Origin of the sequence: Paenibacillus sp. OK076 (assembly GCF_900110055.1) — a bacterium.
Taxonomy (GTDB): domain Bacteria; phylum Bacillota; class Bacilli; order Paenibacillales; family Paenibacillaceae; genus Paenibacillus.
Genome location: NZ_FOCH01000001.1, coordinates 3,565,138 through 3,582,536, shown reverse-complemented (window position 1 = coordinate 3,582,536; position 17,399 = coordinate 3,565,138). Strand labels below are relative to the sequence as shown.

Annotated in this window: 12 protein-coding genes; 10 read left to right on the top strand and 2 right to left on the bottom strand. The window is 46.0% G+C overall.

Features of this window, described 5'->3' with window-relative positions; translation table 11 throughout:
* Positions 1-322: 322 nt before the first annotated feature.
* Positions 323-1,531 carry a pyridoxal phosphate-dependent aminotransferase gene (locus BMY78_RS15800; protein ID WP_090900474.1) on the bottom strand — a complete coding sequence of 403 codons (1,209 nt, stop codon included), beginning with the start codon at positions 1,529-1,531 and terminating at the stop codon, positions 323-325.
* A gap of 261 nt (positions 1,532-1,792) precedes the next feature.
* On the opposite strand from BMY78_RS15800, the gene BMY78_RS15795 reads away from it, so the two are divergent.
* From BMY78_RS15795 to BMY78_RS15785, 3 genes are all read left to right on the top strand, one after another.
* A complete protein-coding gene (locus BMY78_RS15795; RefSeq protein ID WP_090900471.1) occupies positions 1,793-2,818 on the top strand; it encodes an ABC transporter substrate-binding protein in 1,026 nt (341 codons plus the stop codon).
* Between the two features lie 204 nt (positions 2,819-3,022).
* Positions 3,023-4,669, top strand: a complete 1,647-nt coding sequence (locus BMY78_RS15790) for an AraC family transcriptional regulator (protein ID WP_090900468.1) — start codon at positions 3,023-3,025, stop codon at positions 4,667-4,669.
* A gap of 48 nt (positions 4,670-4,717) precedes the next feature.
* Complete coding sequence (locus BMY78_RS15785; protein ID WP_076288978.1) at positions 4,718-5,539, top strand: carbon-nitrogen family hydrolase; 822 nt, start codon at positions 4,718-4,720, stop codon at positions 5,537-5,539.
* Between the two features lie 492 nt (positions 5,540-6,031).
* Here the strand turns inward: BMY78_RS15785 and BMY78_RS15775 are convergent, their stop codons facing one another.
* The gene (locus tag BMY78_RS15775) at positions 6,032-6,952 is read right to left on the bottom strand and encodes a LysR family transcriptional regulator (protein WP_090900462.1); all 921 of its coding nucleotides are present in this window, start codon (positions 6,950-6,952) and stop codon (positions 6,032-6,034) included.
* 358 nt (positions 6,953-7,310) lie between these two features.
* Between BMY78_RS15775 and BMY78_RS15770 the strand changes: the two genes are divergently transcribed.
* From BMY78_RS15770 to BMY78_RS15740, 7 genes are all read left to right on the top strand, one after another.
* Positions 7,311-9,209 (top strand): beta-glucoside-specific PTS transporter subunit IIABC, encoded by a 1,899-nt coding sequence (locus tag BMY78_RS15770; protein WP_090900459.1) that lies wholly within the window; start codon positions 7,311-7,313, stop codon positions 9,207-9,209.
* A gap of 36 nt (positions 9,210-9,245) precedes the next feature.
* The gene (gene licT, locus BMY78_RS15765) at positions 9,246-10,085 is read left to right on the top strand and encodes a BglG family transcription antiterminator LicT (protein WP_090900456.1); all 840 of its coding nucleotides are present in this window, start codon (positions 9,246-9,248) and stop codon (positions 10,083-10,085) included.
* A gap of 28 nt (positions 10,086-10,113) precedes the next feature.
* Positions 10,114-11,571: a glycoside hydrolase family 1 protein gene (locus BMY78_RS15760; RefSeq protein ID WP_090900453.1), complete on the top strand. Its 1,458-nt coding sequence runs from the start codon at positions 10,114-10,116 to the stop codon at positions 11,569-11,571.
* A gap of 373 nt (positions 11,572-11,944) precedes the next feature.
* Entirely contained in the window at positions 11,945-13,366 is a 1,422-nt protein-coding gene (gene leuC / locus BMY78_RS15755; RefSeq protein ID WP_090900450.1) for a 3-isopropylmalate dehydratase large subunit, read from the top strand.
* 31 nt (positions 13,367-13,397) lie between these two features.
* Complete coding sequence (gene leuD, locus BMY78_RS15750) at positions 13,398-14,015, top strand: 3-isopropylmalate dehydratase small subunit (RefSeq protein ID WP_090900448.1); 618 nt, start codon at positions 13,398-13,400, stop codon at positions 14,013-14,015.
* 274 nt (positions 14,016-14,289) lie between these two features.
* Positions 14,290-15,696: an N-acetylmuramoyl-L-alanine amidase family protein gene (locus BMY78_RS15745; protein WP_090900445.1), complete on the top strand. Its 1,407-nt coding sequence runs from the start codon at positions 14,290-14,292 to the stop codon at positions 15,694-15,696.
* 258 nt (positions 15,697-15,954) lie between these two features.
* Positions 15,955-17,367, top strand: a complete 1,413-nt coding sequence (locus BMY78_RS15740; RefSeq protein ID WP_090900442.1) for an N-acetylmuramoyl-L-alanine amidase family protein — start codon at positions 15,955-15,957, stop codon at positions 17,365-17,367.
* The last annotated feature ends 32 nt before the right edge of the window (positions 17,368-17,399 follow it).

The window sequence follows — 17,399 nt, the reverse complement described above, 5'->3', positions numbered from 1 at the left end:
AGCAGACCGTTGGGTACAAAAAAAACTCCCGCCCTTTTAATTAAAAAGGACGAAAGTTCGTTACTTCCGCGGTACCACCTTTATTGATGATTGGATCATCCGGCTTCATGCCCTGTAACAGAAGGCACTGTCCTGTGCATCACAGGCCGCTCAGGGGTAGGTTTCGGAGAGAAGTCGCGGTAAATTCTTGCAGCCGGGTGGAATTTACTCTCTGGGCGCGGCTGATCCTCTCGTACTGGTCCCGTCATCACGTTTCGTTCAATATTTCCTTATAACATACCATGGAAACTTGGCAGATGCAAAGGGGTTATGCACCTGTAAATTACTTGAATAAATTCAACTTGCCAATCCGCTCTACAGCTTCCCTTAATCGATCTTCATCACTTAGTAGCCCTGCGCGCACATAGCCCTCACCATGTGAACCGAAACCAATACCCGGTGCTACCGCGACTTTTGCTTCACGTAGTAACACGTCGGCAAATGAAGCAGAAGTAAAGCCTGCTGGTACAGGCAGCCAGCTAAAGAAGGAACCTCCCGGTTTTGGGGCCAGCCAGCCGATGGCTGAGAGTGCTTCATAGAAAGCATCGCGGCGTGATTCATAACGTGCAACCAGTGAAGTGACACATTCCTGGGAAGATGTCAGTGCTGCCGCAGCAGCGGCCTGGATGCCTCCGAAGAGGCTCACGTAGATATGATCCTGCAGCAGATTGATTTTGGAGATGATCTCTGCATTGCCCAGAGCAAATCCGACACGCCAACCCGCCATATTGTAGGTTTTGGATAACGTGTAAAACTCAATGCCCACTTCTTTGGCACCTGGTGCCTGCAAAAAGCTTACCGGACGATGGCCGTCGAATCCAATTGCACCATAGGCGAAGTCACTGGCTACGACAATTTTATTTTGAATGGCGAACTCTACCGTATCTTTATAGAAGGAAAGCGGGGCTGTTGCCGATGTTGGATTGTTGGGATAGTTCAGGAACATCAGCTTGGCCTTTTCCCGATCCTCGGTAGAGATTGCTTCATAATCAGGCAGAAATGCATTGGACTCCAGCAGTGGCATAAAAGACATGTGCGCTTTTGCCAGTGCCACACCGGACCAATAATCCGGATAACCTGGATCAGGTACGAGACATACGTCGCCAGGATTGAGCAATACCTGAGGTAGCTGGACCAAGCCCGTTTTTCCGCCAAATAAAATTGCAACTTCCGTTTCGGGGTCCAGGTCCACGTTGTAATCTTCCTTATAACGCTTCGCAACGGCTTCCTTCAGGAAAGCATGCCCGCTAAAAGGCGAATATTTGTGATAGAGCGGGTTCTCCGCCGACTCCTGCAATGTTTTAACAATGTGGGGTGGTGTAGGTGTGTCCGGGTTACCCTGACCCAGGTTAATCACGTCATGACCACTTGCGATTTCGCGGTTTACATTTTGAACTAGGGTCGCAAAAAATTGTGTGGGAAGCTGTGTCATTACATCGGATGTAGGTATGGTAAAGGCTGAACGACCCGATGTTTTAGGCTGATTAGTCATGCTTTACATCACTCCGGTTATTAAAGATGGCAATATAGTACTCATTAATTTATCACGTCAATCCCGAGCTGTATAGGGGGAAAACGCTTCATGAATACTTGAATGGAGCCAATATCCGAGTTTTTGTACAAAACTGAAATGAGGTATTTTAATTTGTCCATTGAGATTAGGATAAAGCCTGTTTTATGATAATATTCGATAATGATAATCAATATCATTGATGAAATAGGAACGAAGCACTTATTAGGGAGAGAAATAGAAATGAAAAAGGGTATACGAAATACGGCAGTATTATTGACGGTGACGTGGTTGTCCATGCTTCTGCTTGCTTGCGGAAATCAGGCTTCAACTCCATCTGCCGGAGCGGATGATTCCAGAACGGTCGGTGAAACACAGACAGATGGGGAAAATGGGGATCAGTCCAATCAGGAACAGACGGCATCCGCGGATAACAGTGAGGGTGAAACCCGGATGTTCAAGGACTGGACAGGCCATGAAGTGGAGGTTCCGGTTACGCCAAAGCGTGTGATTTATCATGGTGAAGTTACAGGAGATCTGTTAGCGCTGGGCGTTGTACCTGTAGGTATTCTTCGTCAGAATGGAACGGTATATGATGATCAGGTGGCACAAGCGGAAGATGTGGGTTTCCCTATGAGTGTTGAAAAGGCGCTTACCTTGAATCCTGATCTGATCATTTTCTCGAATAGCGATGAGGCACAATATGATCAAATCTCGAAGGTAGCGCCAACGGTTACCTTTGATTCATTTGCCTCATTGGACGACCGCATGCGTATTCTCGGCGATCTGTTGAACAAAAAGCCGGAAGCGGGAGCTTGGATCACGGCCCATCAAGAAGCAACGGAAGAGATGTGGAAGCAGCTTCATGAGAATGGACTGAAAGAAGGGGAAACGGCTTCGGTATTCACCATGTATCCTGGTAATCGACTGTTTGTCATGGCCGGAGCAGGATTGCCACAGTTGTTATATGGAGCCGATGGGATGAAGCCAACTGCGGAAATTCAGAAAGTGTTAGATGAAGGAATGGGCTTTGCAGAGATTTCTACTGAAAAGCTGCCTGAAATAGCGGGGGATCGCGTATTTATACTGAATCCAGTAACGGATGATGCGAAGCAGTCCACCAAAGAATTGCTGGATAGCCCGATTTGGAAGAAATTGCCTGCTGTAAAAGAAGGAAAAGAATATCGCTTTGATCTGGTTAAGGCTTCAAGTGATGCAACTTCAAGAGAATGGCTTTTGAAAGAGTTGCCGAAACAAATGATTCAATAGTTGTTTATCGATTGATACATCATAATATAGTATTGGATTAAGAACGAGAATGCCGACTATAAAAGAGCCTTCAACATTTCGTTGAAAGCTCTTTTTTTGTGCTGATTACAGCCAGATCTGGATTAATGACAAAAGCTCGCTTATAATCAGTTCATACAGAAATAATGATAATCATTCTCATTTTAAAAAACGAGGTGAACCATCATGCAGGCTTTGAATGCCGATGCGGGAGGGTTGTATTTTTCAGCATTCATGTTTCGGCTGGCTCATCTGGAACAACGAATTGAACCACCAGAGCAGGTGATGCTTGAAGTAACATGCGATAAACATACATTCTTGATCTGCGAAGAAGGGGAAGGTTGCTTATATATAGGATATGAACAGTTTCCCTTTACCACCGGATGTGTTTACCCGCTTTCTCCGAGCGAGGGATACCAAATTGAACATGGAAACCGAATGGAATTGAAATATATGGTGATATCATTTGATGTTATTCATGTGTTGACAGGAGATCCGGAACAGTATACGCGCCCTGTATTCGAACATAGAAATCAATTGAACGGCTATCCTTATGCCCCGTTAAGTGGGCTGCTGGAGCAGATGTATGCCATTCGGGATTATCAAACAGATGCCGAATACAGCCATTTGAATGCACAGTTTCAGAGATGGATGGAGATGGTCATCACCTGGTACACTTCACCAAAAACGGAGCAGAGTATGGAATCCAGACTACACAGTACAATTCAATATGTAGAAGACCATTACGCTGAAGAAATCACAGTAACGAAACTGGCCCGTCTTGCAGATATCCGACCCGTGCAATATACAACCTTGTTCAGACAATTAACCGGCCACAAGCCGCTTGATTATGTGAACCATATACGAATTAAACATGCCAAGGATTGGCTGCGCAAATCCGATGAACCACTTCGGGATATAGCAACCCGGGTGGGCTTTAAGGATGAGTATTATTTTAGCAGGCGTTTTCGTCAAATGACCGGATTATCGCCTCGTCAATATGACCGATCTATTCAGCAACAAACACTGGTTCAGGATTGGTTGGGTCATGATGTGAATATTCCGGCACGGCCGGAGCGAATTATGTTTTATGGTGATTCCGGTGGAGATCTTCAAGTGCTGGGCATAGGTCTATTAGGAGATCAGACATATGATGCGGTTGCCCCGGTTAATGTGGAAGAGGCAGTCCGGATGAGACCAGACCTGATCATTTTCGATAGCACCAACGAACAACAATATGACCAATTTTCCCGAATTGCACCCACACTGGCATACAACTCTCACGCAACGCTGGAAGATCGGATTTGCAGGGTGGGAAGCTGGTTTGGCAAGCAAGTAGAGGCTGAGAAATGGCTCTCCTCCTATCAGGAGCGTATGGAAAAGATGTGGATGAAGATTCATGCTTCAATTGAACCGGGGGAAACGGCGTCCGTATTTACATATCATCGGGGTGCACGATTGTTTGTCATGGGCAATATTGGTCTGGCCTCGCTCTTGTATCATTCGATGGGATTCAGACCCGTTACGAAAGTGAAGGAGGCGCTTGTGGCGGGCAGAGCATATAAGGAGATTTCGTCTGAAGCGATTCGTCAGTATGCGGGTGATCATATATTTGTCTTGGTTCCTGAAGAGGTTATTGCAAGGCAGGCCACAGAGAAGTTGATGCATAGTCCAAGCTGGCGAGCACTTCCAGCCGTGCAGAAGGGGCAAGTGTACGGAGTGGAGGAAACAACATGGAATTTGGACGATGCAATGACTAGCAACCGTTTGTTAACTTTGTTGCCCGAATTATTATGTAGGAGTTCAGCACGAAAACAGGTTGCAGATGATTGAATGATCAAGCTATGATTACAGGTATTACGGTTCAGAGGAGTGCTGGTTATGACAGAACAACAACAAGGGGAAATGCGTGTAGCCCTGATTCAGGGCGATATTCAGATCGGAGACCCTGAGGCCAACCATAAACATATGCAGTCTTTGCTCGAACGAGCGGTAGAACAGGTTCCCGACTTGGGATTGGCTGTGCTGCCCGAGATGTGGAATACGGGCTATGCTTTGGAACAAATTCATGAGCTTGCTGACCCGGAAGGCCAGAAATCAAGAGAGTGGCTAGCGACTTTTGCCCAAAAACATCGAATCTCCATCGTTGGCGGTTCCATTGCGGAGAAACGTGATGGCCAAATCTTCAATACAATGTACGCCTATAATAGTGAAGGAAATCAGGTGACACGTTACGATAAATTGCATTTGTTCCGCCTGATGGATGAAGAGAAGTATTTGCAGCCTGGTGCAGAACCGGAAATATTCGAATTGGAGAACGGCCTCACCGCTGGAGCTTCGATCTGTTACGATATCCGTTTCCCTGAGCTTGCTCGAACGCTTGCCTTGAACGGAGCCAAAGCATTAATTGTCCCCGCTGAATGGCCGAACCCGCGCTTGCATCATTGGCGCACACTGCTTACAGCAAGGGCCATTGAGAATCAGATGTATGTTATTGCCTGCAATCGCGTTGGGAAAAGCGGAGACACCGAATTTTTCGGGCATTCCCTCATTATTGATCCTTGGGGTGAAATTGTGGCTGAAGGCGGAGAAGGAGAAGAGATTGTGACCGGAATTATCCGTCCTTCGCTTGTGGATGAGGTTCGTGGCCGTATTCCGGTATTCGAAGACCGCAGACCTGGCATTTATTTTGGCAGCAAATAAAAATCTGTAATTTTCCAATAAAGTGTTTATTGTTCCGGGAGGCGGGTAATGATAACTATCCCGTCACCAAGGAGGATGATCAATCAATGGACAACCATGTGAAAGATACGCTCAGGAGACTGGAACAGGAAAACACTAGGGTAGATCACTTGAGGCCATTCTTAGAGAATGGGGCAGGAGGGCTATCACCCCCTGAACAATCTGTTCAGGACGAAGGCCGCCTTGTGAATCGGCAGAACAGGCTGACAAGTGAACGTAATTTGCGAAAATAAACCGCCAAACTTGAAATTCTTATATGTACGTTTTTACGTTAACAATTCAATGGTGATATCAGCAACATTGTACTGTAACGATGATGTACTGCTAATACCATGTAAGAACTTTATCCTGCGGATGCGGGAGACGAGTATAGAACAAAGGCTTGGCCCTTATGGGTCAAGCCTTTGTTTATTTTATTGCCATGTATGGCGGGCTAGTTCGCTGACTGTCCAATTATTCTCCTTGAGAGAGCTCGGCAACGGTTTGTTGAAACGTATGAATGAACGCCTCCGCGGCTTTGGAGAGAACCCGTCCTTGGCGGTATGCAACGACAAGAGTACGACTGGGAGTTGGCTCGGCCAATGGTACATAAACAGGAATAAATTCACTGCGCGGCGCGCGAGCAATAAAGCGCGGAACGAGCGTAATCCCCATACCTGTAGCCACCAGTGACTGCACCGTCTCAATATTCGTGCTCTCAAACACCACGTTGGGGTCAAACCCGGCTTCTTCACACAGATCAAATGTAAGCTTCCGGAAGCCTTGTCCTTTCTTCAGCACAACAAAGGGTTCATCGCGAAGCTCTTCCATCCGTACTGGAACCGGATGTTCCGGATCTCCTCTACGTGCAAGAGGGTGATTTGGTGGAACAGCCAGATCAATTCGCTCTTCACCAATCGTCACATAAGATAGGCTTGACTCCTGCAATGGGAGCGAGAGAAGGCTTAAGTCGGCCTTGCCACTGGCGGTCAACTTTTCAAGCGTAAGTCCGGAGTCTTCCAGCAACGTTACTTCAATCTCGGGGTAGGCCTGCTGAAATGCGGGAAGCACATGCGGAAGCAGGTGGGAGCCAGTGATCGGCATACTGCCTACAACGACTTTACCTTTACGCAGCTGGGAGATGTCCGACATTTCCTGTCTGAGCAGCTCGACTGCATCAATAATTTTCTGAGCCTGCTCTACAAAAGTCACCCCTGCATGGGTCAACTCCACGGTGCTGGTATTACGCTGAAATAACAGTACACCCAGTTCCTTTTCGAGTTTGGATAGCTGCTGACTTAAAGAAGGCTGGGCAATGTGCAGCTTCTCGGCTGCCCGGGAGAAATTCCGCTCTGCCGCAATTTGCAGCGTATATTGAAGTTGTCTGAATTCCATATCCACACGTCATTCCTTTCGTTATGCCATCATTATATCACTACAGATGAAGAAATCATTATTTTTGCTGAAACGCTTGCACTGCTTAAAAAGAGCTGATATACTGTGTCTGAAAACGCTTAATGGTTTAAACTTACCCGGGTATAACAAGAAAATCGTTTTCAGATGTATTCTTTTTCAGTACAGATAAAGTCCAGCTATTCATATTCTTTTCGTTAATATAATTGAATAATAGTTCATCCAACGATGGCGTGTTACTGTTCGGCAGGCAAGACCTAGATTGGGTGGGAAGAGTTTCTTTTTCCTACCCTATTTAGGTCTTTTTTTGTTCCCAGCAGAAAAAAGGCGGAGGTGCACCATGAATCACAAACAATTAGCCCAATCGATTATGGAGCTGGTTGGTGGCAATGATAATATCAACACGGCAATTCATTGCTCCACCAGGCTCAGACTTACTTTGAAGAACCCTGATTTAGCGAAAACGGCCGAGATCAAAAACCTGGATGGCGTCATCGGCGCAGTGAATAGTGGCGGCCAATACCAGGTAATCATCGGCAATGATGTTGGATATGTCTATAACGAACTTGCCAAGATGGTGGATACCCAGCAATCCAGTGAGGTTCTGGAAAAGAAAAAAGCGGATTACAGTCCCAAAGGTCTGTTTAACACCTTTGCCAGTGTAATTGCAGGCATCTTCCAGCCGATTATCCCGGCCATTGCTGCTTCAGGCATGTTGAAGGCGCTGCTGCTTCTGGCGACCGTGACTGGATTAATGTCCAAAGAAAGTCAGACGTATACCGTTTTGAGTGTTATGTCGGATGCAGCCTTTTATTTTCTTCCGGTCCTGCTGGCCTATTCTAGTGCAAATAAATTCAAGACCAACCCTTTTGTAGCTGTCCTGTTCGCAGGAATCATGCTGCATCCCAATATGATTGGATTGCTTGGCGGTGAAGATCCGGTATCCTTTATCGGATTGCCTGTGGCTTCTGTTCAATATGCATCATCGGTTGTACCGATTATTTTAACAGTCTGGTTTATGTCCTATATCGAACGTTTTGCCGACAAGGTCTCACCAGGACCCGTTAAGATATTCCTTAAACCGTTGATTGTCATTCTGATTGTTGCTCCAATTGCGCTAATTGTACTTGGTCCACTGGGCATGTATCTCGGCACAGGCATGTCCAACCTGATCTACTGGATTCAGGACAAAATTGGCTGGTTGACTGTTGTCATTATGGCGATTCTGATGCCTTTAATTGTGATGTTCGGTATGCACAAAGTGTTTTATCCCATTATTTTCGCAGCACTCGCTTCACCTGGTTACGAGACACTAGTACTGGTTGCCATGCTGGCATCTAATATGGCGCAGGGAGCAGGATCGCTGGCTGTATCGTTCAAAAGCAAGGATGTGAAGCTCAAACAAGTCGCGCTGTCTGCGGGCATCTCCGGTGTATTTGGCATCACGGAACCAGCATTGTACGGTGTACATTTAAGACTCAAGAAAACGCTGTTTGCATGCATGATCGGTGCGGGCATCGGGGGATTATTCGCAGGAATTGTGAATCTCAAGGCGTATGCAGCCGTGGGACCAGGGATTGCATCCATGCCTATGTTTATCAGTGAAGACAACATGAACATTATATATGCCATTATTACGATGTTAATCTCCTCCATTATCGCGTTTATTGCAGTGTATGTTATTGGATTTCAGGATGTTGTTCCAGCAGCAGTTCCAGCAACAGACTCTTCGGTAGCAAAAGTGGAAGTAAAACCTGAGATCAGGCCTTCGGCTGGAATCAAATCAAAAAAAATGGTATTTGCGCCACTGGAGGGTACAGTCCTTTCCTTAAGAGAAGTGAAGGATGAGGCTTTCTCCCAAGAGGCAATGGGACAGGGGATGGCGATTCAGCCAAGCATCGGCAAAGTGTTTGCTCCGTTTGATGGTACCGTTGAGACGGTATTTCGTACCAAACATTCGATCGGGTTGAGATCGGTGGATGGGGTGGAACTCCTAATTCATGTAGGACTGGATACTGTGAAATTGAAAGGGCAGCATTTTGATGTAAAAGTAACTGAAGGGGAACCAATCTCCCATGGTCAACTTCTGATGGAGTTTGATCTTGCAGCAATACAAGCCGCAGGTTATGACACCACGACCCCTGTAATTGTGACCAATTCCTCGGATTACCTGGAGGTATTGGGTAATGAATCATCACCAATAACGGGACCGGAGAAACCATTAATTACAGTGTTATAACCGCCCGAAATATCAATGAGAGGCAGGCAGCCAGATATGGAAGTCGTGAAAATACTGAACTCGAGCGTTGTTCTTGCCAGACGTGGCGAGGATGATAAGGAAATTATTGTGATGGGGAAGGGCATCGGCTTCAAGAGCAAACCTGGAGATGTCGTGAATGAGGACGAGATTGAGAAGGTATATGTGCTTGAAAATGAAACAATTTCTTCGGATCTCACCGCTCTGATGAAGGAAACGCCAAAAGAATATCTCATTCTGGCTGACGAAATCATTTCTTATGCCAAACATACATTGTCCCGACATCTGAGTGATCATCTCTACGTCTCATTGACGGATCATCTGTATATGGCGACTAAACGGTTCAAGGACAATATGACCATCCAGAATCGTATGCTTTGGGAAGTAAAGAAGTTCTATCCACAGGAATTCAGCATTGGCATGCATGGTCTGTCTCTCATTCACAATCAGCTTGGTCTCTCCCTGCCTGAAGAAGAAGCGGCCAATATCGCTTTTCATCTCGTCAATGCTCAGCAGAATGATGACAATATGAATCAGGTCATGCTGATGACGGGCACGGTCAAGGATGTACTCAATATTATTAAAATTCATTATCAGGTGGAGCTGGATACACACAGCATTAACTATTCCCGCTTTTTAACCCATTTGCAATTCTTCATTCAGCGACTGTTTGAGCATAAAACGTTAAATACGCAGGATCATGAGCTGTTTGACCAGATTGCGAGCAAATATCCGCAGGAAGAACAATGTGTACAGCTGATCAAAGAGTACATTGAAGCCCGCTTCGAACATACGATTTCTAGCGAAGAAATGATGTACCTGATTATTCATATTAATCGTGTAATGAGTCGCAATTAAGATAGAACCAATCAAGGAGGAATACACAATGACCAATACAACAAGAACGTTCCCGGAAGGTTTTTTATGGGGAGGAGCCATTGCAGCCAATCAGGCGGAAGGTGCCTGGAATGTGGATGGCAAGGGTCTGTCTACAGCTGATATCGCCATTTATCGAAAAGGTGTTTCCAAGAGTGAGTACAAAAAACATAACGCAATTACGGAAGAACAGATCCAGGAAGCGATGGAATCAACGTCGGACAGAGAATATCCGAAACGCAGGGGCATCGATTTCTACCATCGTTACGAGGAAGACCTAGCCTTGTTTGGGGAAATGGGTCTAAAAACATTGCGTTTGTCCATTGCATGGACACGGATCTTCCCTAATGGGAATGAAACGCAGCCCAATGAAGCCGGTTTGCAATTCTATGATCGTGTCATTGATGGCATGTTAAAGGAGGGCATTGAACCGTTGATTACGTTGTCTCATTATGAGATGCCGATGTATCTGGTCAATCATCATGGGGGATGGACGGATCGCATAGTGGTCGATTACTTTGTTCACTTTTGCCAAACGGTGTTCAATCGATATAAAGACAAAGTGAAATATTGGATTACCTTTAATGAGATTGACAGCATCGTTCGTCACCCGTTTACGAGTGGTGGTATCGTTTCGGATCGTTTCAACAACGTGGAACAAGCTGTATATCAGGCGCTGCATCACCAATTTGTGGCCAGTAGCCTGGCGGTGAAATATTGTCATGAGATCATTCCTGGTTCTCAGATCGGATGTATGCTTACCAAGCTTACGACATATGCCCATACGTGTAACCCCGAAGATGTATTGGTCGCTTCCCGGGATAATCAATTTAATCTTATGTTCACGGATGTTCAGGTCCGTGGGGCATACCCATATTTTACGAAGAGATTGTTTGCTGAAAAAGGGATTGTACTGGATATGCTGGAAGGTGACGAGGAGATTCTGAAAGTGCACACGGTGGACTTTATTTCATTCAGTTATTACATGTCGCTTGTATCGAGTGTTGATGGGGATCGATTGGAACAGGTGAGTGGTAACACTACTGGGGGTGTAAAGAATCCTTATCTGAACACCAATGACTGGGGCTGGCAGATTGATCCGGTAGGTCTGCGCATTTCCCTGAACGAACTTTATAGTCGCTATGGAGTGCCATTATTTATTGTTGAAAATGGGATTGGAGCCGTCGATACGTTCGAAGAAGACGGTAGCATTCAGGATGATTACCGGATCGATTATTTCCGTTCCCATATGGAACAGATGCATGAAGCAATTCTCGATGGAGTCGAATTGATGGGTTACACGAGTTGGGGCATTATTGATCTGATCAGTTATTCTTCCTCCGAAATGGAGAAAAGATATGGTTTTATTTACGTTGATCAGGATAATGACGGTAACGGAACGCTGGAGAGAAAGCGCAAAAAGAGTTTCTTCTGGTACAAAGATGTGATTGCCAATAACGGTTTGTAGAATCCGTGTAGTAGTCTGGCATAATTACAAAACCGCGCATACAGCAATTGATTGTAAAAAGTTAATGAAGACAGCGCAGCCCTGGTATCAGGGCTGTTTTTCTGTTTAACATAAAAAGCATTGACAGCGAAGAGGCTGGAACGTAGTATAGATTTATATGATAATGATAATTGTTATCAACTGAAACCTCTGCGTAGAGCAGTGGTTTATTTGCGCTCCCCTCATTATAGGTTAAACCTATTACATCTATAGATATTATATCTTGGAACAATCAAGGACAGGGTGATATATTTATGTCATTCAAGAGCTTCACTTTTAGAGGAATACAACATGAGGCTCTTCCAAGGACCGAACTTATGATGAGGTGAAAATGATGAGTAAAAAAACGATGTTTGAGAAAATTTGGGAAAATCACGTGATTCATCAGGAAGAAGGCAAACCAAGCATTTTGTATATCGATCTGCATCTGGTGCATGAAGTAACATCCCCGCAGGCGTTTGAAGGTCTGCGTCTGAGCGGCCGTAAAGTTCGTCGCCCTGAGCTGACGTTTGCAACCATGGATCACAACGTTCCAACGAAGGATCGGTTTAACATAACAGATCCAATCTCCAAACAACAAATTGACACCCTTTCACAAAACTGCCGTGACTTTGGCGTAAAACTGTATGACCTGGATACGATTGATCAAGGTGTCGTACACGTTATGGGTCCTGAACTCGGTCTGACTCATCCAGGTAAAACGATTGTATGTGGCGACAGCCACACATCCACACATGGTGCATTTGGCGCACTCGCATTCGGGATCGGAACGAGTGAAGTAGAGCACGTTATGGCAACTCAATGTTTGCAGCAAGCCAAAGCCAAAACGATGGAAGTTCGTTTTGTCGGCAAACGTAACCCGGGTGTAACGGCGAAGGATATGATTCTCGCAGTCATCGCCAAATACGGTACAGACTTTGCTACTGGATATGTTATTGAATACACAGGTGAGTCGATCCGTGAACTGAGCATGGAAGAGCGTATGACCGTCTGCAACATGTCCATTGAAGGTGGAGCAAGAGCGGGCATGATTGCTCCGGATGAAACAACTTTTGAGTATCTGCGTGGACGTGAATACGTACCTGCCGATGGCCAATTCGATGAAGCGGTTGCTGCGTGGAAAGAGCTTGTAACTGACGAAGGTGCTGAATTCGACCGTGTGGTTGAAATCGATGTGGAAACATTGATTCCGCAAGTAACTTGGGGTACTAGCCCAGGTATGGGAACCGATATTTCTTCGAAAGTTCCTGTCCCGGCTGAACTGCCAACTGAAAACGAACGTAAAGCTGCTGAAAAAGCGCTTGAATATATGGGCTTGGAACCTGGAACACCGATCTCCGAAATCCCGGTTGATTATGTATTTATCGGTTCATGCACCAATGGACGGATTGAAGATCTGCGAGCTGCTGCACAGGTAGCCAAAGGTCACACCGTATCCAGCAATGTTACAGCGATCGTTGTACCAGGCTCGGGACGTGTTAAAATTCAGGCAGAAAAAGAAGGTCTGGATAAAATCTTCACGGAAGCTGGATTTGAATGGCGTGATGCAGGATGCAGTATGTGTCTGGCAATGAACCCGGATGTACTGAAACCAGGACAACGTTGTGCTTCGACATCCAACCGTAACTTCGAAGGACGTCAAGGACGCGGAGGACGTACTCACCTTGTATCTCCTGCAATGGCGGCAGCAGCAGCGGTTAAAGGACACTTCGTTGACGTACGTGACTGGAATTTCAAAACGGAAGCAGCTATTTAACTAGGAACGGATTGAAGGGAGAACGAATGATATGGATGAATTCAAAACACTGCAAGGCATCGTTGCACCGGTAGACCGGGTCAATGTAGATACAGATGCAATTATTCCAAAACAATTTTTGAAACGGATCGAACGGACCGGATTTGGACAATTCTTGTTCTACGAATGGCGTTTTGACGAAGAGGGCAACAACAATCCTTCTTTCGAAATGAATAAACCTCGCTACGAAGGAGCATCCATTCTGATCTCACGCGCTAACTTTGGTTGTGGATCTTCTCGTGAGCACGCACCATGGGCGATTATGGATTACGGATTCCGTTGTGTAATTGCACCATCGTATGCGGATATTTTCTACAATAACTGCTTCAAAAACGGCATTTTGCCAATCAAACTGTCGGAAGAGCAGGTAGAAGATCTGTTCCAGCGTACAGCGACTCATGAAGGTTATGAACTGAATGTCAATCTGGAAAACAAAACGATTACAGATGCGCTCGGATTGCATATTGATTTTGATCTGGATGAGCACCGTCGTCAGTTCCTGTTGCAAGGCCTGGATGATATTGGCCTGACACTCCAGCATGATGATGAAATTACCGCTTATGAACAGCGCCACGCGGCAAAGCTGTTTGGACAAACGGCCTCAGTCTAATCTTTCATCTGTAGTTCGTATATCTAACCTCCAATCATGCAGGGAACTTCACCGTTCCTTGGATCGAATTGGAGGTTTTTTTGCATTTGGCAATGAAGCGATTTGTCTTCGAATTGCAGGATAATCCGACTAAATATGACAACGTTGTAACCGGATGAAGTGACAATATCTGATAAACTGATTAGTAGATTATGGAAGGGTAGATAGAGTCGAGTGTTGCACCACAGCGAATCAGGTCGAAGGTTCAAAAGACAAACAGAATGGTGGTAGATGTATGAAGAAATGGTGGACAGCAGTCTTTGTTTTTCTGTTCCTATGTTTATTTCCTGTCATGGCAAATGCCGATTCGTCTCCCTCGATTGTGCTGGACGGTGTGACCATTAATCAGCCGTCGGGAGCTCCGGCCGAGAATACTGGCAAAATCGTGATGGTGCCCATTCGGATCGTCTCGGAAAACCTCGGTTATCAGGTGAAATGGGAGAAAGCTACCCAGACGGTTCGTATTCTCAAAGGCAACAGCAGTATCCAGATGACGGCAGGCGAAGATGCGGCCACCGTGAATGGAAATCGGGTGAGTCTCGATTCTCCGCCTCTAATTAAACAGGGGACTACACTGGTTCCGTTACGTTTTGTTGGTGAAGGCATGGGCCTTCAGGTGGGATGGGACAATGGAACCAAGACAGTTAGCCTATCTAGCATTCCTCCTGTAGCCGGTACGGAAAGTGAAAATGACCCAGTGGAAGCTCCTGAACCGGATGGTCTGTCAAAGCTTCAAAGCATCAGCTTCGGCGGGGATCGTCTGATCCTGGCGACGAACGGGAAAATCACACCGAAGGTTTCCAGTCTTAGCGAACCTGATCGTATTATCGTAGATCTGCCCGGCACCACATTTGCCAAGGAATTTATCCAGGGACAGGCTTCCAATCCGGATGGTAGCGGAACTCTGCTGGTTACGGATTCATCGCTGGTATCCAAGGTGCGATATGCAATGTTCAGCCAAACGCCTTCAACGGTTCGTGTGGTCCTTGATCTGAGTCAGGTAGCGACAGCCAAATGGTCACTGGGCGAGAACAACGTGTTGCTTGTTGACGTTGCGGCGAGTAATGGAGAACCAACAAGTCAGCCTGCTGTGCCAACCAATGATGGCAAAAAGGTTGTCATTATCGATCCAGGACATGGCGGACGACAGTCGGGAGCCGTCAGTGTGACAGGCGCCTATGAAAAGGACTTTAATTTGGCAGTGGGACTCAAAGTTCAGGCACTTCTGCAGCAGCGTACAGAGATTCAGACTGTGATTACAAGGCAGGACGATACGGAATTATCCCTGCAGCAGCGTGTGGATATCGCCCAACTGAATCAGGCAGATATTTTTGTGTCGATCCATGGAAACAAGTTTACAACGACTGTTCCTAATGGAATTGAAACGTTGTACAGTCGTAAGGAGAGCAAGGATCTGGCTGACATTTTGCACAAGCATGTATTGCCGATTACGGGATTTAAGGACCGGGGAGTGAAGACGGCAAGTCTGCATGTAACCCGTGAAACAACGATGCCCGCAGTTCTGCTTGAACTCGGATTTCTGAGTAATCCTGCGGATGAAGCAATGATGCTGACCGAAGATTATCAAAATAAATGTGCACAGGCCATCATTGACGGAATTGTTGAATATTTGGGTCTTTAATGTGGATCGTGCGCAAATATGAAGGTCAGGCTAGTGCGTTGTTTCGAGATGCATAATTGATAATTAAGGAAAAATACAGACAATAAAATGTAGAAAAAGCTTGATTTGACAACGTTTTTTTTCTGTTATGTTGGAATATATTCGCAACTTTTGAGAGTGCGAGGCGTCTAATAGGTGTCTGGTAATGCCTCAGTGGTCAGTCGGAGCTGAAGGTTCACAACATGCGGCAAAAAAATATGAGAATGGTAGGGGTGAAGGATGAAGAAGTTCGGTTTTTTGGTACTGTTATTTGTCTTTGGGCTCGTTTTCCCGGGCTATAGTCATGCAGCAGCAGATACGCATATTATCCTAGATGGGAAAGAAATTGTGCAGCCTTCGGATGCCAAAGCGGAAATCATCAATAGCAAAGTGATGGTTCCGATTCGGGTTATTTCGGAGAGCCTGGGATATGGTGTGGACTGGAAACAGGCAACAAGCACCGTGACTATTAGCAAAGACAACACTGCCATGCAGATGATTGTTGGACAGAAGACGGCAACGGTGAACGGCAGTAACGTGAACCTGGATGCCCCGCCACTCGTGAAAAATGGAACTACACTTGTGCCTTTAAGGTTCATTGGTGAGCAAATGGGCCTTAAGGTGGGTTGGAACAATACAACGAAGACGGTAACATTAGTTACCCAGAATTCAGGTTCCGGAAACGGGGCAACCACTCCTCCGAACTCTGGTAATGATGGTGGAGGATCGGATCAGGAGGGTCTTGTACTGGTGAACGGCATCAGCTTCAGTGACAACCGCTTTTTGATTGCAACAAGCGGAAATACGAAGCCGAACGTCTTCACGATGACAGGACCGGATCGAATCGTTATAGACTTGCCAAATACCGCATTCGCTGATTCTTTCAGTGAAGGACAAGCTCTGGACAGCAACCAGAATGGACAGCTTGTAGTGAGTGGATATCCGGATGTATCGAAGATTCGTTATTCTTTGTACAGCAATAGTCCTTCTACTCTTCGTTTTGTCATTGATCTGAGCACTGCCAAAGGTTATGACGTGCAAAGTGACTCCGGTCTGGTTATGATTGATCTGAACAAAGAAGGCACTACAACGCCGCAACCTCCTGTTGGAAACAATGGCAAAAAAGTTGTTGTTGTAGACGCTGGACATGGTGATCAGGACCCGGGAGCCATCGGTGTAACCGGCAAGAAGGAAAAAGACTTCAATCTGGCAATGGCTCTGAAAGTAGAAGCATTGCTGAAAAAAGAATCTAACATTGACGTTGTGCTGACGCGCAGCGATGATACATTTTTGGCTTTGAGTGAACGAGTAAAGATCGCAGAAAAATTGAAGGCGGATATCTTTATTTCCATTCATGCGAACAGCGGGTCTGCAGCGGCAAACGGTGTGGAGACGTATTACACCCGTTCGAATAGCAAGGCATTGGCTTCGGTGATGCACAAGTACCTTCTGCAATCATCTGGTCTGAAGGACCGCGGAGTAAAAACGGCAAGTCTCCACGTAACCCGTGAAACAACGATGCCGGCTGTTTTGCTGGAAGCTGGTTTCCTGAGCAACAAGAGTGATGAAGCGGCATTGTTCACTGAAAGTTTCCAGAACAGTGTAGCCAAAGGGATTGTTGCAGGGATCAAGGAGTATCTGGGAATTAAATAAGGGTTCAACCCTTATGATCAGGAGGCGGAGTT

Bases quoted from the DNA above. Each gene is read 5' to 3' on its own strand.
- licT (WP_090900456.1), top strand. From the start codon at position 9,246: ATGGAAGTCGTGAAAATACTGAACTCGAGCGTTGTTCTTGCCAGACGT.
- BMY78_RS15745 (WP_090900445.1), top strand. From the start codon at position 14,290: ATGAAGAAATGGTGGACAGCAGTCTTTGTTTTTCTGTTCCTATGTTTA.
- BMY78_RS15795 (WP_090900471.1), top strand. From the start codon at position 1,793: ATGAAAAAGGGTATACGAAATACGGCAGTATTATTGACGGTGACGTGG.
- BMY78_RS15740 (WP_090900442.1), top strand. From the start codon at position 15,955: ATGAAGAAGTTCGGTTTTTTGGTACTGTTATTTGTCTTTGGGCTCGTT.
- BMY78_RS15775 (WP_090900462.1), bottom strand. From the start codon at position 6,952: ATGGAATTCAGACAACTTCAATATACGCTGCAAATTGCGGCAGAGCGG.
- leuD (WP_090900448.1), top strand. From the start codon at position 13,398: ATGGATGAATTCAAAACACTGCAAGGCATCGTTGCACCGGTAGACCGG.
- BMY78_RS15800 (WP_090900474.1), bottom strand. From the start codon at position 1,531: ATGACTAATCAGCCTAAAACATCGGGTCGTTCAGCCTTTACCATACCT.
- BMY78_RS15785 (WP_076288978.1), top strand. From the start codon at position 4,718: ATGACAGAACAACAACAAGGGGAAATGCGTGTAGCCCTGATTCAGGGC.
- BMY78_RS15790 (WP_090900468.1), top strand. From the start codon at position 3,023: ATGCAGGCTTTGAATGCCGATGCGGGAGGGTTGTATTTTTCAGCATTC.
- leuC (WP_090900450.1), top strand. From the start codon at position 11,945: ATGAGTAAAAAAACGATGTTTGAGAAAATTTGGGAAAATCACGTGATT.
- BMY78_RS15770 (WP_090900459.1), top strand. From the start codon at position 7,311: ATGAATCACAAACAATTAGCCCAATCGATTATGGAGCTGGTTGGTGGC.
- BMY78_RS15760 (WP_090900453.1), top strand. From the start codon at position 10,114: ATGACCAATACAACAAGAACGTTCCCGGAAGGTTTTTTATGGGGAGGA.